This window comes from Sphingobacterium chungjuense (genome assembly GCF_011316935.1).
Lineage (GTDB): Bacteria > Bacteroidota > Bacteroidia > Sphingobacteriales > Sphingobacteriaceae > Sphingobacterium > Sphingobacterium chungjuense.
Window position 1 is genome coordinate 682,813 of the sequence record NZ_WLYS01000001.1, and the last position, 23,265, is coordinate 706,077.

The following is a 23,265-nucleotide window of genomic DNA, read 5'->3' on the forward strand; positions in this document are numbered from 1 at the left end:
TTTGTTTTAATCATGTTAAAAAACCACAAAGTCCTAGCACTACTTATCGTCTTAATCACGGCTGGAATACTATCCGTCCTCAGTTTTTGGCTATACAATTCGTATAACGACCACCGCGAATTGACTTTTGCAAAAGCCGATCAAGCATTGCTCAGCACCTTAAGTGATTATTACGCGCGCAACGACATCACGGGCAACAATACGCGCAATAGCTACCAGAAAAACCTTGCGGAAGATATCAGCAGGGCATATCCCATCATTGCAGTTGATAGTATATACGCTTGGATGGAGAAGAATGCTACAAGAAGGCAGGATAGTATTCGCAGACAATACCGTGAAACCCATCGAAACAATCGCCAGGAACACGGCGAACGCCGCAAACCAAGAGAAATCAATCATTGGATGCTACAGGGAAGAGACGCAGAGTTGTCTCCCGCCGCTTTAGACACCTTATTAATAGAGTACAAACAAGAGCTTGCTTACCAAGGTATAGATCGTGCTAACGTGCAACTTAAAGTGCATGAAATAGCACGTAGAGGATACAACGAACCGCGCGAGATTCGCAGCAACGATATCCTGACCACGCGACCAATATTGATTAATGCAGAAAACAATCTTTATCTATATGCCGAGTTAACCCACATCTGGAAACATATTATCTCCAACATGCTTGGGCAGATCATTTTCTCTCTGTTCTTGCTCTTCGCATTGATCGGTACCTTTCTAGCCTTGTTCAAAACGATCCGAAAGCAGAATAAGTTGGCCGTCCTACAGCAATCTTTCGTGACCAACATGACGCATGAGCTCAAAACGCCCTTATCAACGGTCAGCGCAGCGGTAGAAGCGCTGCAACGTTCTGGAGCTAAAAACGATCCGGAACGTTGGGATAGGTATTTGACCATATCAAAACGCGAGCTTGAACATCTTACGCTTATGGTAGAAAACGTGTTGCAGTTTAATAGCAATGTGCGTAGCGGTATAAACTTAACGTACACTGCGTTTGATCTTGCTTTACTCCTTCGAGAGATATTAGAGTCTTTCCGGTTGGTTAGCACTGCACAAATAAATTTGATATTGCCTCCGCAGCAACCTGTAATATGGTTGAATGGTGACTTGGCTCATCTTCGCAATACATTTTCTAACGTGATAGATAATGCGATCAAATACAATCAATCGCCTTCACCACAGGTGAAGATTATCGTAACGGCCACTGAAAAAGCGATTCAGATCCGCATCAGCGACAATGGTATTGGCATTCCGAAGGCGTATCACAAAAACATTTATGATCTGTTTTTCCGTGTACCGAATGGCGAGCTATATAGTGTGAAAGGATTTGGTTTAGGACTAGCCTACGTGCAGCAAGTAGTGCATCAGCACGACGGCAACATTACGGTAGATAGCAAATCTGGCGAGGGCACCACTTTTACGATATCATTCCCTCAAAACACCATTCCTCATCCAAAAAATAAATAATATGCTGAAAATTTTATATGTCGAAGACGAATTGAGTTTGGCGATGATCGTTGGGGAAAGCCTCGAGGAACATGGCTTTGAGGTGAAGCATGCGGTCAATGGACAAGATGCCTTGCAAATATTGAAAAAATTCAGTCCGCATGTGATGGTGTTAGATGTGATGATGCCCTTGATGGACGGCTTTACCTTGGCCACCGAAATACGTAAGATCGACACCAAAACACCGATTATCTTTCTAACCGCTATGACGCAGACGGCCGACTTGGTCAAAGGCTTTCATCTGGGCGGCAATGATTATATACGCAAGCCATTTAAAATTGAGGAACTTATCGTACGCATTGAATCGGCGCATCGCGCCACAAGACAATACCACGATCAGCAACATTACGAAATAGGCAATTATCGGTTGGACACACAGAAGTTTTTATTGAGCTTCGAAGGTGAAACGGACAAACTTTCTTTTCGGGAAGCCGAATTGCTACGCCGCCTATTCGAGCGTAAAGATCAAGTAGTTCCGCGCGAAGAGATCATCCGCACCTATTGGGGTGATGACACCTATTTCACCGGGCGAAGCTTAGATGTGTTTATCAGCCGAATCCGAAAATATTTGTCTAAAGACGAACGTATTAAGATTACAAACATCCGCGGGGTAGGCTATCGATTAACGATCGATTAGTTATATTTGAGTATGAAAGCACTTATCATTGTCGATGTACAGGTGGATTTTTTGCCCGAAGGCGCTTTGGCTGTTCCAGCCGGCGATACGATTATCCCGGCCATCAATGCTTTGCAGAAAGACTATGATTTGGTAGTTGCTACGCAAGATTGGCATCCCGCAGATCACGGCAGCTTCGCGAGTCAGCATCCCGGCACGCAGGTTTACGAAAAAATTGAATTGCATGGTTTAGAGCAAACACTTTGGCCAGATCACTGTGTACAAGGCACGGCAGGGGCCGAATTATCCGACATGCTGAATACAGCTGCTATAGAAGCTATTTTTAGAAAAGGAACAGAGCGAGATATCGATAGCTATAGCGGTTTTTTTGATAATGGTCAACGAAAAGCGACCGGATTACAGGGCTATTTGAAGGAAAGAGCGGTAAGCGAAGTACACGTTTGCGGATTGGCAGCCGATTATTGTGTTTACTTCACCGCGATGGATAGCTTAGAAGCGGGTTTCAAGACCGCCATTATTTCTCGCGCGACCAAGCCAATTGATAAGACGACCTTCATGGACAAAAAGGAAATTTTCTTACAAAAAGGCGGCCGCATACTTTAATAAATCAATACGAAAGACAAGGATTGTCATTTTTCAATATCTTTGCTTCAGACAGTCAACTATGAAAGAAACAGCCATTAGTAGGAAAGATAGAATTATACAGACCGCCACCTCACTATTCGCTGAAAAAGGTTTTGCTGACACCTCCACCAAAGAAATCTCTCTACAGGCGGGCGTGTCAGAGGCATTGATTTTCAAACATTTTGGCAATAAAGACAGGCTGCTTTCCTTCATCATCAAAACAGGATATAGCCGCGTGGTGATGCACCACAAAGGCATGCTTACCTACAAAGGCGCCAAAGAATTTTTGCGCAATATGATTCTGCTTCCTAATAAACTAGTCGCAGAAGAGCCCTTATTTTGGAAAATGCAGGAAAGACTCTCGCACGATGAGTTGTCGCGTACACAGCATGAGCACTTTATGAAGCCCGTGCAATCGATCATCCTAAAGGCATTTCAGGAATTGGGCTATGCCAAGCCGGAGCTAGAAACGCAGTATTTATTATTGGTTATCGATATGCTGTGGAAAAAAGAAGCCTGCGGCGAAGTACGAAATGCTGCAGAGCTGACCCAACTGATTGAAGACAAATACCAGTTGATTTAACACCACCATTACCTATCTTTACGATACCTATGAAGTACCTGTTTCTTGTCATTACTTGTATATCTTTTTTCGCTACGTCAAATAGTTATGGCCAAGCCAAACGCGATTTTGTGCCGTTTATTAATCAATCTCATCCTTGGGTAGAGCGCACCTTTCAGCAGCTGACGCCGCGCGAACGAATTGCGCAATTACTTCTTATTAGAGCACATACAGATCGTGGCACGCGTTATATCGATTCGGTCGGCCGTATTGTACGGCAGGAAAAACTGGGCGGGTTAGTTGTATTTCAAGGTGGACCGGTGCGACACGCTGATATGTTCAACCGTTATCAGAAAGATAGTAAAGTGCCCTTATTGATCACGTTTGATGGTGAATGGGGTTTGGGCATGCGCTTAGCCGATTCGACCACGTCGTTCCCCTATCAAATGACGCTGGGCGCTATTCAGCGCGACGAATTGATCTACGATATGGGAAAGCAAGTGGCCAAAGATTTCTTACGATTGGGCATGCATTTTAATTTCGCGCCGGTAGTAGACATTAATAACAACCCACAAAATCCTGTCATCAACTTCCGGTCTTTTGGCGATAACAAGGAAAATGTGACGCGTAAAGCAAAAGCGTACATGGACGGTATGGTAGCGGGCGGTATTGTGGCCTCGCTCAAGCACTTTCCCGGACACGGGGATACCGATGTAGACTCGCATCACGATCTTCCTCAATTGGATTTCTCCAAGAAAAGATTGGATGAATTGGAGCTATTTCCTTTTCGGGAATTGATTCGCGCCGGCGCACCGGCTATTATGGTTGCGCATATGCACATTCCTGCCTTAGATAATACCCCCAACATCCCTTCTTCCATCTCCAAAAAAGTCGTAACCGATTTGCTCCGCAATGAATTGGGTTTTCAAGGTCTTTCCGTAACCGATGCGATGGACATGAAAGGCGTAACTAAATTTTTCCCCAATGGTCGTGCCGATGTGATGGCCATCGAGGCAGGCAATGATTTGTTGGAAATATCAGAGAATAGTGGCCGCGCGATCCAACTAATCGAACAAGCCATTAAAAACGGTAGTATCAAGCAAGCAGATATCGATCGCCGGGTTAAAAAAGTCTTGGCAACCAAATACTGGTTAGGTCTGGACAAATACCAACCAGTATCTACCAAAAATCTATACAATGATTTGAATAGCGCCGCATCCAAACAATTGGTTCAGCGCTTAGCAGAAGCTTCGATCACCGTTTTACGTTCGCAGCGCGCCATCAACTCCTTCAATCGCGGACGCCCAACCTTACTCATTAGCGTCGGCATCAATAAGCCGCAGGCTTTAGAGCAACTAATTGCGAGTCGTGTACGTGGCATCATGCAGCTGTACGTATCGAACAACGAATCACCAGAGCGCTTGCAAGAAATTGCGATGGAAGCGCGAAAGTATGGTCAAGTGATTGTTGCTATTCACGATGCACGAAACAGACCGCAAAGCACATTGCCACTTTCAGAAGATGTGGTAGGATTTATCGATAAAGTAACCAATAAAAACACCATTACCATTGTAAATGCCAACCCGTACACGCTCAACAACCTGGATGTGAGCCAAAGCGGCAGCATTATTATGGCCTACCAAAATGATGCTTTCATGCAGCGTGCTGCGGCCAAAGTGCTATTTAAAGATATACGCTCGGAAGGTAAACTGCCGGTGACTATATCACGCAAGTACAAATTTGGCGCTGGCATGTAAATGAATGCGAATTTATAGTATCATTAAATACTTGTTAATATTTAACATTTAATAAAAATACGCGCTTTTTATACCGTATTTTTGAGAAATTTTAAATCTATTTATGGCCAGCGAACAGATTTCTATTTTCGACATGTTTAAGATCGGCATCGGTCCGTCCAGCTCTCATACCTTGGGGCCTTGGCGTGCCGCACAGCGATTTGTACAAACGGTAGATGCCCGTGCCGGAATAGAAAATGTACAGCAGGTCAACGTATTATTATACGGATCATTAGCAAAAACCGGTGTAGGCCACGGTACAGATATCGCTATTTTACTTGGGCTGAGCGGAGATGATCCAGTCACGTTTGATGTATACGATGTCGTCCCAAAAATAGATCGTATCAAATCTTCTTGTAAGATCGAGCTTGGGGCTAAGCATCAAATCGACTTCGTTTACAACGAACACATGCTGTTCTTGTACAATGAAAGTCTTCCTTTTCACCCGAATGCGGTTACTTTTCAAGCTTTTCTGCAAGATGGATCTGCGCTAAGCGAAACCTATTATTCGATCGGCGGAGGTTTTGTGGTGCAAGAAGAAGAACAGAGCGCTGGCACAACCGAAGTGGATCTTCCATTCCAAATGGATAGCGCAGAAGATGTCTTGTTTTGGTCGAGACGGACAGGATTGAAGATATCGGAGTTGGTTCTGGAAAATGAATTGGCTTGGCGCAGCGAAGAGGAAACCAAAGAAGGTATTCTAAAGATATTCGCGACTATGAAGGAGTGCATCTACAAAGGCTGCCACACCAATGGCATTTTGCCGGGCGGATTGCAAGTAGAACGCCGCGCTACCAAACTCAATAAGCGTATTGTCAAAGACCGCCCGTACCATGATTTTGCCTCTTGGCTGGAAGCGATTCGCGCCGGCGGTAAAGATTTTGGTTATATTTTGGATTGTGTGAGTTGTTTTGCCCTAGCGGTGAATGAAGAAAACGCTTCGTTCGGTCGGGTGGTCACGGCACCCACTAATGGCGCAGCAGGCGTAATTCCTGCGGTTTTACAATATTACATTACATTCTACGACGCGTTCAACGAACAGAAGATCATTCAATTCATGGCGACCGCATCCGAGATAGGATCGATTTTCAAAAAAGGCGCTACGATCTCTGCCGCGATGGGAGGCTGTCAAGCCGAAATTGGCGTTTCGTCAGCCATGGCGGCTGGTGCGCTCACCGAATGTCTTGGCGGCTCGCAGCGACAAGTCTTGATGGCCGCAGAAATCGCAATGGAACATCATTTGGGGTTGACCTGCGATCCGATCGGAGGATTGGTACAGATTCCATGCATTGAGCGCAATACCATGGGCGCCATCAAAGCGATTACCGCAGCACAATTAGCCTTACAATCGAATCCAGAAAAAGCAAAAGTGAGTTTGGATGCCGTCGTCGGCACGATGTGGGCTACCGCGCAAGATATGAATGTGAAATACAAGGAGACTGCCGACGGTGGACTCGCCGTAAAAGTGCCGCTCAGTCTCCCTGAATGTTAGATCGAAGCTAAAAATAAATCTTGCGTGCGCGGCGGGATTAATTCCAGCCGCTCCGCTTCACTAAATAGATAGTTGACGGAAGCACGCCCTTTCTCACCCAGATTCTCGGAATATTTATTGACATACAAATCGATATGTTGGTACATCACCGATTCTTCCATTTCTTGGGCATGACTGCGAATGTAATCTAGCCCAGACTTCGGATTGGCAAAGGCAAATCGTACGCTATCCGCGATGAGCTGATTCACCTGCTGTTTCACCGATTGCGGCAGCGATCGTTTGATCACAATACCGCCCAGAGGAATAGGATATCCAGTACCTCGTTCCCAGAATTCGCCCAGATCTTGTGCTTTGGATAAACCGCGTTCGCTATACGTAAAACGATTTTCGTGAATAATCAACCCCACATCAACCCGTCCATCCAGTACGGCATTTTCAATATCTGAAAACACCAATTCCTGTTTATTGGTCAATTGGGGGTAAGCCAAGCCCAACAGAAAATTGGCCGTGGTATATTTTCCGGGAATACCGACACGCAAACCCAACAGATCTGCTGGCAAATCTTGCCCTGCGTAATTTGACAGACGCTCGGCAAGATCTTTATCCTTCGTAATTAATAATGGCCCTACGCCAAAGCCCAACGCACTACCCGCATCCAACAATTCGTAATCTTTTGCCGCGTAGGCAAATGCATGATAGCTTAGTTTGGTAATATCCAATTGCTGCGCGAAGGCCATTTGGTTCAGTGTCTCCACATCCTGATAACTCGGTTCGAACGAAAGATCGCCCGTATCGATCTTACCATGAATCAAGGCATCGAAGATAAAGGTATCATTCGGGCACGGAGAAAAACCCAGACTTAATTTCATATTATTTGTAATTCCAATGATTAAATCCCCAACAGGTTACGGTTAAACGCTTCGTCGGAACCGGTAGCCGCAAAATCGTCAAATGCTCTCTCGGTCACTTTGATGATGTGGTCGCTAATAAATTGCGCGCCTTCAGTAGCACCGTCAACGCTGTTTTTGATCGCACACTCCCACTCTAGTACAGCCCAACCTTCGTAATCATAGGCCGCTAATTTGCTAAAGATGGATTTGAAATCAACCTGCCCGTCGCCAAGCGAACGGAAGCGACCTGCTCTATCCAACCAATTGCTATAGCCGCCATATACACCTTGCTTCCCTGTTGGATTAAACTCCGCATCTTTCACATGGAACATTTTGATACGCTCATGATAGTGATCTATATAGCTCAGGTAATCCATTCCTTGCAACAACAAATGTGATGGATCATATAATAGACAGGCTCTTGGGTGATTGTTAGCTGCTTCTAAAAAACGTTCGTAAGAAACACCATCGTGCAAATCTTCTCCAGGATGCACTTCGTAACACACATCCACACCATAACGATCAAATTCATCCAGAATCGGCAACCAGCGGTTGGCCAATTCTTTAAAACCTGTTTCTACCAAACCTGCCGGACGCTGTGGCCAAGGATAAACCATATGCCACAACAATGAACCGCTAAAGGTAGCATGCGCGTTCAAACCTAAGTTAGCCGACGCTTTAGCCGCTAATTTTAGTTGATCGATGGCCCACTCGGTACGTGCTTTTGGATTATTGTGTACGGCTGCTGGCGCAAATCCATCAAACAATTTATCGTAGGTCGGGTGTACAGCTACCAATTGGCCTTGCAAATGCGTCGAAAGCTCGGTGATCTCTACCCCGATTTCGGCTAGTCGGCCTTTGATTTCGTCTGCATAAGTTTTGCTTTCTGCTACCTTTTGCATATCAAAAAATTGCGGATCATTGGTCGGCACTTGCACACCGACATAGCCTAATGATTTTACCCATTTGGAAATATTTTCTAACGTATTGTAAGGTGCGGTATTATCAATAAATTGTGCCAAAAAGATCGCTGGCCCTTTTAGTGTTTTCATGGTCGTTTCTTCTTTTATACGTTTTAAAGGTACTAAAAATATCCGCGTTAAGCCAAGTTATCCCCGGTGTAAAAAGCACAGACAGATTGGTTAAACAGATCCGACTTTGTACCGGCGGTCTTTACATTCAGACAACGTAAAATTGCGTAACTTTGCCTCCGTGCAAGCAAACACTCAACGCTACTTTTTGGAAATCGCATACAAAGGCACTGCCTATCATGGATGGCAGATCCAGCAGAATGCTGTCTCTGTGCAAGAGAAATTGCAGCAAGCGCTGCAGACCGTGTTGCGACAGGAAGTCGAGACAACGGGCGCCGGCCGCACCGATACGGGCGTGCATGCCACAAAATTATATGTGCATGCGGATATTCCGTCGGAAAAAATCAGCTCACCACAAAGATTTGTCCACGCCTTGAACGCCATCCTGCCTTCGGATATTAGCGTACAACGATTGTTGCCCGTACATGCGGAGGCACATGCACGTTTTGATGCGACTTCCAGATCTTACGAATACCATATTCATTTAGGCAAAAATCCATTTCTGCAAGATGCTTCTTGGTTGCTTCGTGACATGCCGGATGTTGATAAAATGAATGCTGCCGCACAATTGCTACTGGGCAAAAAGGATTTTGGCTGTTTTAGCAAATCACATACGCAGGTATTTACCAATATATGCACGATCACGGAAGCGCGCTGGGTACTGGACGGCCAACGATTGACGTTTCACATTACAGCCGACCGGTTTTTGCGCAATATGGTGCGTGCGATCGTCGGCACATTATTGGAAGTTGGCTTAAAAGGTAAATCTGTAGAGCACGTTGCTGAAGTAATTGCCAGTCAAGATCGAAGTCAAGCCGGCGCATCGGTGCCTGCTTGCGGTCTGTACCTTACCCAAATTATCTACCCTTATATCGATCAACCATCGTGAAAAAAGAACAAGTCGCTGGAAAAGCCTACGATTCTAAATTGCTGAGTCGATTGGCACAATATATTCGCCCTTATCGTACGGTATTTTGGATTTCTGTTGTGCTCACTATTTTGTTGGCAGCAGTAGCGCCCGCATTACCGATGTTGGTAGAGCATACTGTAGACCGTTACATTCTGGCTGGTAATCCAGGCGGATTAACCAAGATGCTCATCGCCATGATTGCGCTTTTGCTTTTGCAAACGGTGATTCGCTACTTTCATACTTTGATGACCAATACCTTGGGACAATCGGTGATTCGCGATATCCGTATTCAGGTTTTTGAACATATCACGAACTTACGCCTCAAGTATTTTGACAATACACCTATCGGCCGATTAATCACCAGAACGATCTCCGATTTAGAAACAATCGCTAATATATTCTCCGAAGGATTGATCCAAATTATTGGCGACCTGTTGCAATTAGTCGTCATTTTATTGGTGATGTTTTATACGGATTGGCGCCTGACTTTGGTCGTTTTGATTCCCATGCCTTTGATGATCGCAGCCACGTATATTTTCAAGGAGGCCATGAAGTCGGCCTTCCAAAGTGTGCGTACATGGGTTTCGAATCTAAATACGTTTTTGCAAGAGCATATTTCGGGCATGGCCATCATTCAGTACTTCGCACGGGAAGAACAGGAAATGCGCAAGTTCAAGGAGATCAACGCGGAGCATAGAAATGCGCATATCCGCGCCAACTGGTATTTCTCGATTTTTTTCCCTGTTTTGGAGGTGATCGTAGCCATAGCGACCGGTTTGTTAGTGTGGTATGGTGCGAAGCAAATCTTGGCTGATGCTATTTCGCCTGGTGTGGTGGTCGCTTTCTTGATGTACATCACAATGATCTTTCGGCCAATCCGAGAATTGATTGATAAATTCAACACCTTGCAGATGGGTATGATCTCTGCCGAACGTATTTTTGAGGTGCTCGACACACAAGAATTCACGCCGGATGAAGGGAATTATCAACCAGAAACGGTACGCGGTAAGATTGAATTTAAAAATGTCTGGTTCGCTTACAACGACGAAAAGTGGGTGTTGAAAGACATCAGTTTCACGGTGCAACCGGGTGAAACGCTCGCACTGGTGGGTGCGACTGGCGCCGGAAAATCATCGACAATCAACATTTTAAGTCGTTTTTACGAAATTCAACGTGGACAAATTTTGCTCGACGGTGTCGATATCCGGGAGTACGATTTGGCGTATTTGCGCCAAACTATCGCTACGGTATTGCAAGATGTATTCTTGTTCTCAGACACGATCCTCAACAATATCAATCTGTACGATACCACGATATCGATGGATGCCATCGTAGATGCTGCTAAAAAAGTTGGCGCGCATGAATTTATCGAAAGACTGCCTGGCGCTTATGATTATCAAGTGCAAGAGCGTGGATCTACGTTGTCGGCAGGACAAGGTCAGCTAATCTCTTTCATCAGAGCGCTGGTACACGATCCTGAAATCTTGATATTAGATGAAGCTACCTCTTCTGTAGACACGGAAACAGAACAATTGATCCAATCGGCTATTGAGAACCTCATGGATGGAAGGACTGCGATCGTGATTGCGCATCGCTTATCTACTATTCAACGAGCCGATAAGATTATCGTGCTAGAAAAAGGAGAAATGCTGGAAGCAGGATCGCATCAAGAATTATTGGTGCTCGATGGCGCGTACAAAAAGTTGTACGATCTACAATTTAACTCGGCTGGATTATAACGCTTGTGGGAATTGCCACTGCACGTAGTTGATGTTCTTGTCGTCTGCCAGGTATTTCTTTTCGTAATAGGTTTTGATAGATAGCACCTCGTCTACCAAATCAGACACGTATAGATCTGTCGTTGCTTTGGTTACCGGCATGTTGGAGGCTGCGATTTGTTCTAATGTATAGGCATAAAAACCATCATTATCGGTTTTGAGGTGCATAATACCATCATTTTTCAAAATGATTTTATATTTCTCCAAGAAACGAGGGCTTGTTAAGCGCTTTTTCTCGCGACTATCTTGAGGTTGTGGATCAGGAAAGGTAATCCAGATTTCTGAAATCTCATTTTCTGCAAAGTGCTCCAGAATGCTTTCGATCTGTATGCGTAAAAAGCCGACATTGTCAATCCCTTCTTCCAAGGCTGTTTTTGCACCACGCCAGATCCGGTTTCCTTTAAAGTCGACACCGATAAAATTGGTCTGCGGAAAAAGCTTCGCCAAGTTCACCGTATATTCTCCTTTACCGCAAGCTAATTCTAATATGATCGGCTTCTCATTACCAAAAAATTCTTTGGCCCATTGGCCTTTATAATCTTTACCTGCATCTAGTTGTACTACATTTTTGAATGTAGCTACCTCTGCAAATCTGCGTAGTTTATCTTTACCCATTGTTACTATTGTGCTTCTTGTTTGCCTGCGAATGAATACGATTTCTAGATAATAATGACTAGAGGCTGATCACCCGGCAAGATAACTGGCGCAAAAATAACCTTATATTTGTGGTAATACGAATACCGCAAGGGTATATTCTAAAAAAAGGAAGAAATCTTAGTCCTGACAGAGTTGCAAAAATAAAGTTGAATGGATAAAAAAGCTAAAATATATGTGGCCGGACATCGGGGTATGGTGGGCTCTGCGATATACCGGAAATTACAACAATCAGACTATGAAAATATTGTGACGAGAACTTCCGCCGAACTGGATTTACGCGATCAAAACGCCGTAGCCCAGTTTTTTGCGCAAGAAAAGCCAGACTTCGTTTTCCTGGCGGCTGCCAAAGTAGGTGGCATCGTAGCGAACAATACCTATCGTGCAGATTTCATCTATGAGAATTTAGCAATACAAAACAATGTTATTCATCAAGCGCATGTGCACGCAGTGAAAAAGTTGATGTTTCTGGGATCTTCTTGTATTTATCCTAAAATGGCGCCGCAACCATTGAAAGAAGATGCTTTGTTAACTGGTTTATTAGAGCCCACAAATGAGCCTTACGCGATTGCGAAGATTGCAGGTATCAAAATGTGTGAAGCCTATCGCGCACAATATGGTGACAACTTTATCTCGGTGATGCCGACTAATTTATATGGTTTGAATGATAATTACCATCCTGAAAACTCCCATGTGCTGCCGGCATTAATTCGTCGATTTCACGAAGCTAAAGAGCAACAGTTGGAAGAGGTCGTAATCTGGGGCTCGGGTACGCCAATGCGCGAATTTTTATACGCCGATGATCTGGCAGAGGCTTGTATTTTCTTGATGGATACATACAGCGAAAGCGGATTTATCAATGTGGGCGTAGGTGAAGATATTAGCATCAAAGATTTGGCACAGCTTATCAAACAAATTGTTGGCTTTGAAGGCGCTTTACGCTACGACAGCAGCAAGCCAGATGGCACGCCGCGTAAGCTGATGGATGTAGAGAAATTGCACAATCTAGGCTGGAGGCACAAGATTGAACTGGAAGAGGGCATACGATTAGCGTATCAGGATTTTCAAAATAAGCAAAAAGGGAATTAATTCGCACACCTCTATTCGGTCTGAGAATTTCTTTCCAACGGTTAAGGTTTTCAATAACATAAAAAAGCGTTCACTATCTCATGAACGCTTTTTTTATCTATTACAAAGATTTAGAAAGACTAATAGGCTTCGCTATCTTTTGGGATTCCGTATTTATTACCTTCTACCGCTTCTTCAGCCGTAATTTCACCCGCTACTAAATTTGCTTTCTGAGTTTTCTTTTTCGGACGAATAAAGCTTGCAATACCAGCAACGGCATTGGATATGCTATTCTGATTCACCTGCCCAACAGCTGTTTCCGAGGCAACAGTTACCACTGCTTTTTTGAACCAACCTGCATTTTTAAGCAACGTACGATTGAGCACCAATGGTGTTGCTAAGCGCAAAACTTTCGTAATCCAATCGGATTTTCCACTGCTTTTACCCGTATTCGCGGAAATAGAAGAAACCACATCTCGAACTCTACCAACACCCGGCACATGAGCCGTAATCATATTGACAAATCGAACGGGCGCTTCGATTTTATGTTTAAGCAGCTTGTACTGCGTACCGAAGTATAATTCCTGCTCATCACGAAGGACACTGATACGATCAATCTCGTTCAACAGATCATTAACATTAGTTATCCTACTTCTCAACTGTTTGTTCGTGCTCATCTTCTATGATTTCTATTTCTTCCTTAATCTTAGCGGCTGCCTGCTCTGCCTGCGCCGCTTTTCTACGGAGTCTGCTCAGCCGATCTTCTTCTAGATGATCGTCTTCCTCGTGCCACTTGCCTAATACTTTGCGAATGGTCAAATCCATTAACAGTAATTCTAACTTGCCCTTGGCTACATTTATAATCACAATGATAATTGCAAAAGCAATACCTGCTGCCAAAAAGCCTAATGCATAATTATTAAATAGCTGTCCAAGATAAAAAGCGAGCGCCATGGCCAGAAAAAAAACCACCAATAGTGCTAGTAAAATCTTACTAATATCTAGTACTAGCGATGCTAAAATTCTAGACCCACGCGCTATTGACCGCAGTTTGACTAATTCTATCTGTGTATCAACATACTCTTTGAGTTTATTGAACGAGCCAGAAAACGAAAATTTTTGATCCATCATGCAAATATGGGTTTGGAGGAATCTGTCTACCCAATTTATATCGGCGAAGACTCCCCTAACTTGTGTTAATAAATATGCCTATGCGCAGGGCATAGATAAGCGCAGATTACGCGTGCTCTTCGATCTCCTCGTCGATGGCTGCTTCTGCTCTTGCTGCTTTAGATTTCAATGAAGCAACTAACTTTTCGCGTAAATCACTCAATTGATCCAATTGTTCTTCCGCGCGTTCTTTAATGGCATCACCCAAATCTGCTAGCGATTCATTAAGCTTGTCACGAGTCTCTGATCCTTTTTCTGGTGCAAATAATACGCCTAATACTGTTCCTGCTGCCAAACCTGTTAACAATGCTGTTAAAACTTTTCCGCTATAATTCATGTGTATAAATATTAAAATGTGACAATTGTGATGATTGACTTAGTAAAATAACAGCAAAGAATACAAAGTGTTTTTACGACTAAGGCAAAAACCAATAAGTATCGTTTAAAGAATATTATTTTATTTAAACAAACAATACTATCTTTATCTATTCTGGATACTGCTATTCAATAAATATACCGAATTATGCTCGTAAAAACGCATGCAAGCTCCTGTTATGGCATTGATGCTACTGCTATTGGGGTCGAAGTAAATATAACCACAGGCACTAAATACTATATTGTCGGATTACCCGATAACGCTGTACGGGAAAGTTTACAGCGTGTGGAAAGCGCTATCATGGCTGTTGGCTTTCGCATGCCTCGGCAAAAGATTGTTATTAATTTATTTCCTGCCGATATTAGGAAGGAAGGCTCGTCTTACGATCTTTCTATTGCGGTAGCGATTCTAGCCGCATCGAATCAAATACAACCTATCAACCTCCACGAATACATTATTATCGGCGAATTATCCTTAGATGGTTCGCTTCAGGCGATTCGCGGCGCTTTACCGATTGCCTTGCAAGCCAAGAAAGATGGATTTCGCGGACTGATCCTGCCCGAAGCCAATGCTCCTGAAGCTGCAGTGGTCGACGGACTGGAAGTGTTTGGAGTAAAACACCTTCGTCAGGTTATCCATCATTTGGAAGAAAAGGAGAAAATCCCACCTTTACAAATTGATATTCAAGCGCAATTCGCACAGCAACTGGATGCACACGAGGTGGATTTTGCCGATGTGCAAGGACAAGAGAATATTAAAAGGGCGATGGAAATTGCGGCAGCTGGCGGACACAACCTCATTCTCATCGGCCCGCCGGGAGCTGGCAAGACCATGTTGGCAAAGCGCTTGTCTACCATTTTACCACCACTCACATTGGAAGAATCGTTGGAAACCACCAAGATTCATTCTGTAGCAGGACAATTAAATACAAAAGATGCGATCCTGACCATTCGGCCATTCCGGGCACCACATCATACCATATCCAATATTGCGCTGGTTGGCGGAGGAACAAATCCACAACCTGTCGAGATATCTTTGGCGCATAATGGGGTACTATTTTTAGACGAATTGCCTGAATTCAAGCGCAACGTGCTGGAGGTGATGCGGCAACCGCTGGAAGCGCGCAACATCACGATCTCTCGCGCAAAATTTACCGTGGATTATCCAGCCAGCTTTATGCTGATCGCTTCGATGAATCCCTGCCCTTGCGGTTATTATAATCATCCGGAGAAAAGCTGCACATGCAGCAGCCAAACCGTGCAACGGTATTTGAGCAAAGTCTCTGGGCCACTCATGGATCGTATTGATCTTCACGTCGAGGTAACGCCCGTTGCTTTCAAAGAGCTGAGCGCGCAAAAAACTAGTGAGAAAAGTACAGACGTTCGCCAACGTGTAGTATTGGCTAGAGAAAGACAAGCTATGCGGTTTACCAAACATCAGAACACGTACAGCAATGCGCAGATGAGTCCAGCATTAGTACGTACGATGTGTGGATTAGGTGAAAGTAGTCAACAGTTGCTCAAATCTGCGATGGAGCGCTTGGGATTGTCTGCGCGAGCTTATGACCGCATTTTAAAAGTGGCACGTACGATTGCAGACATGGATGCGAGTGATGACACCCAAGTACAGCATATTGCAGAAGCCATCCAATACCGAAGCTTAGATAAAGCAAATTGGGCGAACTAAAAACCGAATTGCTCGGCAAAATGTCGGAAGATCCAAGGGTACAATAACAAGGTGACCAGTATTCCCGTTAATGCGCCGTAGAGATGCGCATCGTGATTAATGCCATCACGTGCGTTTTTGGAAGCCCAGATACAATAGCCCAAATACAGAAATCCGAATACAAAAGCCGGAATCGGAATCGCCATAAACAGGTACAGCATGGTGCGCGGGTAGAAAAGGATAAAACTAAAGAGCACGGCACTAATAGCTCCAGAAGCACCTAAGCTGTGGTAGTTATAATTGTTCTTCTGCTGCATGATGGTAGGGATATCGCTCAGAACCAACGCCACGACGTATAAACCAGCAAAATAGAGGTGTCCGATAGGACCACTTTGCACGACTAAAAGACTTTCCAACGCAAAACCGAAGAAGTAAAAGGTTAGCATATTGAAGATCAGATGCGTCCAATCTTTGTGAATCAGCCCACTAGTGATCACCATTGGCCATTTGCTACGATCGCGATATACGGTGTAAGGGTGCAACATCATCCGCCCATATATTGGTGGATTTGAAAATGCATAAATACTCAAACCAACGGTGAGCGCAAAGATGATACTAGCAACGGGCGTGTTGATGATATAATCTAATAACATACTTTTTAAAATCTATCTTCTGTTAAAAAAACATAGCACTGTTCAGGACCGTGCCCTCCATCCATAGCAGTATAACCGATCGCATTGCTGGCACTTGATCCAGTAATCGTAGTGAGCAACGAAGGTATTTCATTCGGATAACGATCTTGCACTTTTTTGTACGCATGCTTGAGATCCATCACTAATTGCGAAGCCGTAGCGAAAACGATATGCACTGGCGCAAATATGCTCAATCTACGACCCGAAGGGCTAGCATTTGAAAGCAATACGCTACCCGTTCTAGCGATCAGCGATTCGCAGGAGGTAATACCGATTTCCACTTGATCCACGTCTTGTTCTGAGCGTAAGTACGGAAAACCATACTGATCTAACAGACGCTGCAATTGCGGCTCCCAAAGGGCAATCTTAGTCAACTGCAACTTTTCTACCAGCACGACCAAGTTTTCGATCAGATCTACCTCGCCATCACAGTATATAAAGTGCCCACCGGCTGCCGTAAATTCATGCGCAAAAGTGACATCCAGGGCTTCTTCTTCATCGGCGTATAAAGGCGTATCTTCAAAATCAGGGTATGGATTGTCCCGTTTATGGAGCAATGCCTGTCTGATCTGCTTCAGCATTTTTTCTTTGGCGGTGGTGTTTCGGATATTCATAGTAAAAAAGGTGCAGCAATTTATTCGGCTGCACCTTCCATTTTATGTGTGAACGTTTCTTATACTTCTTATTCTTTTACAGAATCACTTGTTTCTGGTTGATCACCCTCGACAATGTCATCCTGAATTGGCGGAAGCTGTAAGTCGGTCTGTGGCACGCCACCACCGTCTACTCCGCCATTCACAAATTCTTCGTAGGTAGTTCTGTTCGCAAAAGGTCGTTTCCCTAATAATTCTTCTAAATCGGATTGGAATAAAATCTCCTTTTCTAACAATTTCTCAGCAACCGCCACTAAGCCATCTTGCTTATCCAGCAGCAATTGACGCGTGCGCTCGTATACCGTCGAGATAATGGTACGTACTTCGACATCAATTAATTCGGCCGTCTGATCAGAATATGGTTTCTGGAATTGTGCCTCGCCCGATGCATCTCGGAAAGACACATTGCCCACTTTATCATTCATACCATATACAGCAACCATCGCATAAGCCAATTGCGTAATGCGCTCTAAATCGTTTTGTGCACCCGTACTTATTCTTCCAAACGTGATATCTTCTGCTACACGACCACCTAAAGTCATCGACATACTATCTACTAGTTGTTCCGTTGTATACAAGAACTGCTCTTTTGGCAAATATTGTGCATAACCTAATGCGGCTACACCACGTGGTACAATAGATACTTTTACCAACGGATCGGCATGTTCTAAAAACCAGCCTGCAATAGCATGACCTGCCTCATGATAAGCCACAATCTTCTTCTCTTCTGGAGAGATGATTTTATTTTTCTTCTCCAGACCACCAATCACACGATCGATCGCATCTTGAAAATCTTGCATATCAATCGCTGGCTTGTTTTTACGCGCCGCAATCAAAGCCGCCTCATTACATACGTTGGCGATCTCGGCACCTGCAAAACCCGGTGTTTGTGCAGAAAGCTTCTTCGCATCGACTTCTTCCGCTAATTTCAACGGCTTCAAGTGTACTTTGAAAATATGCTCACGACCGATTAAATCTGGTTTATCAATAGATATCTGACGGTCAAAACGTCCGGGACGCAGTAATGCCTGATCTAATACATCCAGTCTATTCGTTGCAGCCAAGATGATAACTCCCACATTGGTACCAAAACCATCCATCTCGACCAAAAGTTGGTTCAAGGTATTTTCACGCTCATCATTACCACCCATGACGGAGTTTTTACCACGAGCACGACCAATGGCGTCAATCTCATCGATAAAAATAATACATGGTGCTTTTTCTTTCGCTTGCTTGAATAAGTCGCGCACACGTGAGGCACCTACTCCAACAAACATTTCGACGAAGTCGGAACCGGATAACGAGAAGAAAGGAACTTGCGCTTCACCGGCAACTGCTTTGGCCAATAAAGTTTTACCTGTTCCCGGAGGGCCTACAAGCAACGCTCCCTTCGGAATTTTACCCCCTAGGTCGGTATATTTTTTCGGATTTTTTAAGAAATCTACGATTTCCATCACTTCGGTTTTCGCTTCTTCTAAACCAGCTACATCATTAAAGGTGATGTTGATCTGCGATTCTTTATCAAAAAGCTGCGCTTTGGATTTACCAATATTGAACAGCTGCCCGCCACCGCCGGCACCGCCACCGCTCATCCGACGCATCAAGAACATCCATAGTGCGACCAAAATAACCAATGGCAAGATGAAAGATACTAACCAACCAGCCCAAGGATTGGAGCGGTCTTCGTAGTTGACCGATACTTCGGCATGGTCGGCAGCCAAGCTATCTTGCGACACCTTTAACTTAGATTCTAATATCTCGGCAGAAGGTTCGGTAAACAAATATTGAGGACCTACATTCGGAGACAAGGCTAATGCATTGTCTCTCGGCGCAACGTCTTTGTATTTGTCATCTTCTTTCAGTTTGTCTTTTTTGATATAGACTTCTACTTCCAGTAGATCATTATTCTTGTAGGCTACCAAGCGATCGACATCACCTGGAATTAGCATTTTCGTTTCAAACTCTCTATAAGTGATCCGTTTCGAAGGCTCGGAACGGAAGAAATACTGTAAGCCTATAAAACCAATAATCATGGCAATCCAGATCCAAATCATACTGAATCTTGGTGGCACCGGAGTAATCTTTTTATTTGGTATTTTCTTCATTTTCTACATTGATAGATGAGACATTCGTCTCGTTAGGCACTCTGATAGGCTTGGGTGACGGCATCACCCCACAGATCTTCGATTCCGTAATGATTACGTTTTTCCGTTTTGAAAATATGCACCACCACATCGATAAAATCCAACAAAATCCATTCGCCATTTCCTTGGCCTTCTTTACGCCATGGGTCTTGGCCTAAAGCTTTATATACTTCCTGCTCGACACTGTTGGCGATGGCATTGACCTGTACATTAGAGTCGGCATGGCAAATCACAAAATAATCCGAAACAGATCCATTCACTTCACGCATATCCAAACGCACAATCTCATTTCCCTTTTTCTCCTGCATCCCCAACACGACTATCTCTGCCAGATTTTCTGATGACAATAACTTTTTGTCTTTACTCATTAAAAAATATTCTATTTTTGGTGTGAGTCACTCATCTTTATTCCTTTGCAAAATAACACATTTTCGGGAGATTTCGCCGGTCAGAACATAATTATCGTTGATGAAGTTGCATCTACGAATGACTTCTTAAAAGCAGAAGCTTCAAATTTCAAGCCATGCGACAACTTTACTGCCATTATGGCAAGACATCAATCCAAAGGCCGCGGGCAACGTGACAATTCATTTCATAGTGCCGAAGGTGAAAGTCTGACATTTAGTTTCATTTTATTTCCTAAACAATTAGTGGTGGATGATGTTTTTGCGATTCAAACATTGATTAGCCTTAGTTTGCACGAATGGTTTAGTCGATACACAGATCACTGCCGGATAAAATGGCCCAATGACATGATGTTGGGTGATAAGAAAGCCTGCGGCGTGCTTATCGAGAATACACTTAAAGGCCAAGAAATCCGATATAGTATTGTGGGAATCGGCGTGAATATCGGCCAGCGCGAATTTCCTAAAGATATCGCACCAAAAGCGACTTCACTATTCTTGGAAGTGCCAGATTTGGCAGAGCGCCCGATGGAGGCGCATTGTGCCGAGATAATTTCTATCATTCAGCAGAAGTACGCCAAATATTGGTCTGAGCCTGTCAGCATGCTTACTCAATACAATGAATTGCTTACTCAATACAATGAATTGCTTTATCGGAAAGGTGATTTGACGCAGTTCGAGGCGAATGGTGAAGTCTTTGAAGGCACCATATCGCATGTGGATAAGCGCGGCATGTTACATATTGATCATGGCACTGTAATGAAGTCTTATTACTTCAAAGAAGTTACCTTATTACGGTGATTTTATTTCCTATATTTGGCTCATCATTAAACCCATTTATTATTTCGTGGTCTTAATGTTATGGCAACACAAGCCGCTTAACAGAACAATACGTATGAAAAAAGCATTATTAGCATTCACCCTTGTATTTTTTGCGCTTTCAGGCGCTTTTGCGCAAATACACAACCCCGTAAAATGGACGGTAGCGACGAAGAAATTGAACAACAACGAGGCGGTCGTATTTATCAAAGCTACGATCGAAAACGGATGGCATATCTATAGTACATCGGTACCTAGTGGTGGTCCAATAGCTACCAGCTTCACCTTTGCAAAATCCAATGATTTCACCTTAAACGGTAAAACGATGGAGCCAAAGCCTCAATCTAAATACGAAGAGACTTTTAAAATGGACGTACCTTACCATAATAAAGAGGTGGTATTCCAACAGAAAATCAAATTAAATGGCAACAAAGCAACGAAAGTATCGGGCACAGTAGAGTTTATGGTGTGTGATAAAACAAAGTGCTTGCCACCAGACGAATACAGCTTTTCAGTTACCGTAAAATAATCATTCGGTAAATATCTGAATATAAAAGGCAGCCTTATCTGCCTTTTTTTTATTTTTACGATGTTTTCAATTTTGCATATGAAGCGTGTAGCAACTTACCTACCTATTATTACGATCCTGTTTAGCTTATCATTTGGTGCATTGGCCACCAAAGCGCAGGACACCTTAGTTCCTTTCGAGGATATTGAATTTACCGAATCGCCTGCTTCTGAGGAGGAAGCGGAATTATTAGAAGTTCCTGCAGACATTCAATTTGAGGATGGCGCAGATACCACTGTTGATGAAGATCAAGTAGTAAATGAAGCGCAGGCTGCGCAGACTCAAGAAGCAAAGCAATCTCTATGGGGGATTTTTATTGCAGGATTGTTGGGTGGCTTCGCGGCCTTTATCATGCCTTGTATCTTTCCGATGGTGCCTTTGACGGTTAGTTTCTTCACAAAACAATCCAAAACAAGGACTGCTGCTATTTCACAAGCACTGTTGTATGGCGTATTTATTATCGCGATCTATGTGGCACTTGGGATGTTGATCACAGTTACCTTTGGTTCCGACGCGCTCAACGCCTTGTCCACAAACGGCATCTTTAACTTCTTCTTTTTCTTATTGCTAGTCTTTTTCGCAGCATCATTTTTTGGGGCATTTGAACTGACTTTACCGAGCTCATTCGTGAACAAGATTGATGCAAAGTCAGATCAAGGTGGTTTTATCGGGTTGTTTTTTATGGCCGCAAGTTTAGCGGTTGTGTCTTTTTCGTGCACAGGACCTATTATCGGTACACTTTTGGTCGAGGCCGCTTCTAAAGGCGAACGCCTTGGGCCAGCCATCGGAATGTTGGGCTTTGCCATCGCATTGGCTATTCCTTTCGTCCTGTTTGCGATCTTCCCTTCGATGTTGAAGTCTATGCCAAAATCTGGCGGATGGCTTAATAGCGTGAAGATTGTATTGGCATTTTTAGAATTGGCCTTGGCGCTTAAATTCTTATCCAATGTGGATTTAGCATATCACTGGAACTGGTTGGATCGCGAAGTATTCTTGTCTTTATGGATTGCGATCTTCAGCATGATGGGCTTGTACCTGATTGGCAAAATTCGTTTTTCACATGATAGCCCATTGAGCCATCTTTCCGTGCCTCGCACCATCTTTGCAGTTATTGTATTCGCTTTTGTGGTATATATGGTACCAGGATTATGGGGCGCGCCGCTAAAATCTATTTCGGCATTCCTGCCGCCAAGTGCTACGCAAGATTTTGATTTAAGCACCGGTGTTGGTCAAGCGCATAGTGCGTCATCACCCGATTCTGCTAAGAAAAAATATTATGAGATCTTCCACGAACGTGGTACACCAAAAGGTTTTGATCCATACTATGATTATGAAGAAGCTTTGGCTGCCGCAAAAGTAGCCAACAAACCAGTTCTTATTGACTTCACTGGATGGAATTGTGTAAATTGTAGAAAAATGGAAGCCAATGTATGGACCGATCCTAAAGTGGCGCAGATCTTGCGCGAACAATTTGTGATGGCCGAACTTTTTGTGGATGACCGTACCGAGCTGGCAGCAGAAGAGAAATATACCTCTACATATAGTGGTAAAAAAATAAAAACAATAGGTAATAAATGGAGTGATTTTCAAGCAGCCACTTTCAATAGCAATTCGCAGCCTTTGTATGTCATTGTAGATACAGAAGGCAATGTGTTGTTACCACCAACTGGCGCAGACTACGATATCAGTAGTTACACCGCCTACTTACAAAGTGGTATTGATGCGTTTAATGCGAAGAAGTAGATTGCTTACTTTTCTCC

Annotated in this window: 23 protein-coding genes; 13 read left to right on the top strand and 10 right to left on the bottom strand. The window is 43.8% G+C overall.

From position 1 onward, the window contains the following. The first annotated feature begins 12 nt into the window (after window positions 1–12). From GKO22_RS03130 to GKO22_RS03155, 6 genes are all read left to right on the top strand, one after another. Window positions 13–1,473 carry a sensor histidine kinase gene (locus tag GKO22_RS03130; RefSeq protein WP_166332627.1) on the top strand — a complete coding sequence of 487 codons (1,461 nt, stop codon included), beginning with the start codon at window positions 13–15 and terminating at the stop codon, window positions 1,471–1,473. Window position 1,474: 1 nt separating this feature from the next. Further along, complete coding sequence (locus GKO22_RS03135; RefSeq protein WP_166332628.1) at window positions 1,475–2,149, top strand: response regulator transcription factor; 675 nt, start codon at window positions 1,475–1,477, stop codon at window positions 2,147–2,149. A gap of 12 nt (window positions 2,150–2,161) precedes the next feature. After that, entirely contained in the window at window positions 2,162–2,752 is a 591-nt protein-coding gene (pncA, locus tag GKO22_RS03140; RefSeq protein WP_166332629.1) for a bifunctional nicotinamidase/pyrazinamidase, read from the top strand. Between the two features lie 61 nt (window positions 2,753–2,813). Beyond that, a complete protein-coding gene (locus GKO22_RS03145) occupies window positions 2,814–3,356 on the top strand; it encodes a TetR/AcrR family transcriptional regulator (protein ID WP_166332630.1) in 543 nt (180 codons plus the stop codon). Between the two features lie 29 nt (window positions 3,357–3,385). Further along, window positions 3,386–5,092: a glycoside hydrolase family 3 protein gene (locus GKO22_RS03150; protein WP_166332631.1), complete on the top strand. Its 1,707-nt coding sequence runs from the start codon at window positions 3,386–3,388 to the stop codon at window positions 5,090–5,092. 103 nt (window positions 5,093–5,195) lie between these two features. Beyond that, complete coding sequence (locus GKO22_RS03155) at window positions 5,196–6,623, top strand: L-serine ammonia-lyase (protein ID WP_166332632.1); 1,428 nt, start codon at window positions 5,196–5,198, stop codon at window positions 6,621–6,623. Here the strand turns inward: GKO22_RS03155 and GKO22_RS03160 are convergent. Both GKO22_RS03160 and GKO22_RS03165 read right to left on the bottom strand, forming a co-directional pair. Further along, the gene (locus tag GKO22_RS03160) at window positions 6,620–7,492 is read right to left on the bottom strand and encodes a 1,4-dihydroxy-6-naphthoate synthase (protein WP_166332633.1); all 873 of its coding nucleotides are present in this window, start codon (window positions 7,490–7,492) and stop codon (window positions 6,620–6,622) included. The two genes, GKO22_RS03155 and GKO22_RS03160, sit on opposite strands and share 4 nt — an antisense overlap. 20 nt (window positions 7,493–7,512) lie before the next feature. Next, the gene (locus tag GKO22_RS03165; RefSeq protein ID WP_166332634.1) at window positions 7,513–8,565 is read right to left on the bottom strand and encodes a sugar phosphate isomerase/epimerase family protein; all 1,053 of its coding nucleotides are present in this window, start codon (window positions 8,563–8,565) and stop codon (window positions 7,513–7,515) included. 160 nt (window positions 8,566–8,725) lie between these two features. Here GKO22_RS03165 and truA point away from each other — a divergent pair, with 160 nt between their 5' ends. Next, window positions 8,726–9,493: a tRNA pseudouridine(38-40) synthase TruA gene (gene truA / locus GKO22_RS03170; RefSeq protein ID WP_166332635.1), complete on the top strand. Its 768-nt coding sequence runs from the start codon at window positions 8,726–8,728 to the stop codon at window positions 9,491–9,493. After that, window positions 9,490–11,253 carry an ABC transporter ATP-binding protein gene (locus GKO22_RS03175; protein ID WP_166332636.1) on the top strand — a complete coding sequence of 588 codons (1,764 nt, stop codon included), beginning with the start codon at window positions 9,490–9,492 and terminating at the stop codon, window positions 11,251–11,253. The genes truA and GKO22_RS03175 overlap by 4 nt, the downstream gene beginning before the upstream one ends. On the opposite strand, the gene trmB is transcribed toward GKO22_RS03175, so the two are convergent. Then, complete coding sequence (gene trmB, locus GKO22_RS03180) at window positions 11,248–11,907, bottom strand: tRNA (guanosine(46)-N7)-methyltransferase TrmB (RefSeq protein WP_166332637.1); 660 nt, start codon at window positions 11,905–11,907, stop codon at window positions 11,248–11,250. The genes GKO22_RS03175 and trmB overlap by 6 nt on opposite strands. A gap of 192 nt (window positions 11,908–12,099) precedes the next feature. Between trmB and fcl the strand changes: the two genes are divergently transcribed. Then, entirely contained in the window at window positions 12,100–13,035 is a 936-nt protein-coding gene (gene fcl, locus GKO22_RS03185) for a GDP-L-fucose synthase (RefSeq protein ID WP_166332638.1), read from the top strand. Window positions 13,036–13,154: 119 nt separating this feature from the next. Here the strand turns inward: fcl and GKO22_RS03190 are convergent, their stop codons facing one another. From GKO22_RS03190 to GKO22_RS03200, 3 genes are all read right to left on the bottom strand, one after another. Beyond that, window positions 13,155–13,691 (bottom strand): hypothetical protein, encoded by a 537-nt coding sequence (locus GKO22_RS03190; protein WP_166332639.1) that lies wholly within the window; start codon window positions 13,689–13,691, stop codon window positions 13,155–13,157. Further along, window positions 13,663–14,145: a hypothetical protein gene (locus GKO22_RS03195; RefSeq protein WP_206367787.1), complete on the bottom strand. Its 483-nt coding sequence runs from the start codon at window positions 14,143–14,145 to the stop codon at window positions 13,663–13,665. The genes GKO22_RS03190 and GKO22_RS03195 overlap by 29 nt, the downstream gene beginning before the upstream one ends. A gap of 106 nt (window positions 14,146–14,251) precedes the next feature. Beyond that, window positions 14,252–14,521 carry a YtxH domain-containing protein gene (locus tag GKO22_RS03200; RefSeq protein WP_166332640.1) on the bottom strand — a complete coding sequence of 90 codons (270 nt, stop codon included), beginning with the start codon at window positions 14,519–14,521 and terminating at the stop codon, window positions 14,252–14,254. Window positions 14,522–14,707: 186 nt separating this feature from the next. Here GKO22_RS03200 and GKO22_RS03205 point away from each other — a divergent pair, with 186 nt between their 5' ends. Continuing rightward, window positions 14,708–16,246 carry a YifB family Mg chelatase-like AAA ATPase gene (locus GKO22_RS03205; protein WP_166332641.1) on the top strand — a complete coding sequence of 513 codons (1,539 nt, stop codon included), beginning with the start codon at window positions 14,708–14,710 and terminating at the stop codon, window positions 16,244–16,246. On the opposite strand, the gene GKO22_RS03210 is transcribed toward GKO22_RS03205, so the two are convergent. The 4 genes from GKO22_RS03210 to rsfS all read right to left on the bottom strand — a co-directional run bounded on the left by GKO22_RS03210 (window position 16,243) and on the right by rsfS (window position 20,082). Beyond that, window positions 16,243–16,878 carry a rhomboid family intramembrane serine protease gene (locus GKO22_RS03210; protein WP_166332642.1) on the bottom strand — a complete coding sequence of 212 codons (636 nt, stop codon included), beginning with the start codon at window positions 16,876–16,878 and terminating at the stop codon, window positions 16,243–16,245. The two genes, GKO22_RS03205 and GKO22_RS03210, sit on opposite strands and share 4 nt — an antisense overlap. 5 nt (window positions 16,879–16,883) lie before the next feature. After that, window positions 16,884–17,531, bottom strand: a complete 648-nt coding sequence (locus GKO22_RS03215) for a LutC/YkgG family protein (protein ID WP_166332643.1) — start codon at window positions 17,529–17,531, stop codon at window positions 16,884–16,886. Between the two features lie 68 nt (window positions 17,532–17,599). Further along, the gene (gene ftsH / locus GKO22_RS03220; protein ID WP_166332644.1) at window positions 17,600–19,675 is read right to left on the bottom strand and encodes an ATP-dependent zinc metalloprotease FtsH; all 2,076 of its coding nucleotides are present in this window, start codon (window positions 19,673–19,675) and stop codon (window positions 17,600–17,602) included. Between the two features lie 32 nt (window positions 19,676–19,707). Continuing rightward, window positions 19,708–20,082, bottom strand: a complete 375-nt coding sequence (gene rsfS / locus GKO22_RS03225) for a ribosome silencing factor (protein ID WP_166332645.1) — start codon at window positions 20,080–20,082, stop codon at window positions 19,708–19,710. A 45-nt stretch (window positions 20,083–20,127) separates the two neighbouring features. Between rsfS and GKO22_RS03230 the strand changes: the two genes are divergently transcribed. The 3 genes from GKO22_RS03230 to GKO22_RS03240 all read left to right on the top strand — a co-directional run bounded on the left by GKO22_RS03230 (window position 20,128) and on the right by GKO22_RS03240 (window position 23,248). Next, on the top strand, window positions 20,128–20,919 hold the full coding sequence (locus GKO22_RS03230; protein ID WP_166332646.1) for a biotin--[acetyl-CoA-carboxylase] ligase: 792 nt from the start codon (window positions 20,128–20,130) through the stop codon (window positions 20,917–20,919). A gap of 94 nt (window positions 20,920–21,013) precedes the next feature. After that, window positions 21,014–21,466: a protein-disulfide reductase DsbD domain-containing protein gene (locus tag GKO22_RS03235; RefSeq protein WP_116775279.1), complete on the top strand. Its 453-nt coding sequence runs from the start codon at window positions 21,014–21,016 to the stop codon at window positions 21,464–21,466. A 78-nt stretch (window positions 21,467–21,544) separates the two neighbouring features. Next, window positions 21,545–23,248, top strand: coding sequence for a protein-disulfide reductase DsbD family protein (locus GKO22_RS03240; protein WP_166332647.1), 1,704 nt, complete (start codon window positions 21,545–21,547; stop codon window positions 23,246–23,248). The last annotated feature ends 17 nt before the right edge of the window (window positions 23,249–23,265 follow it).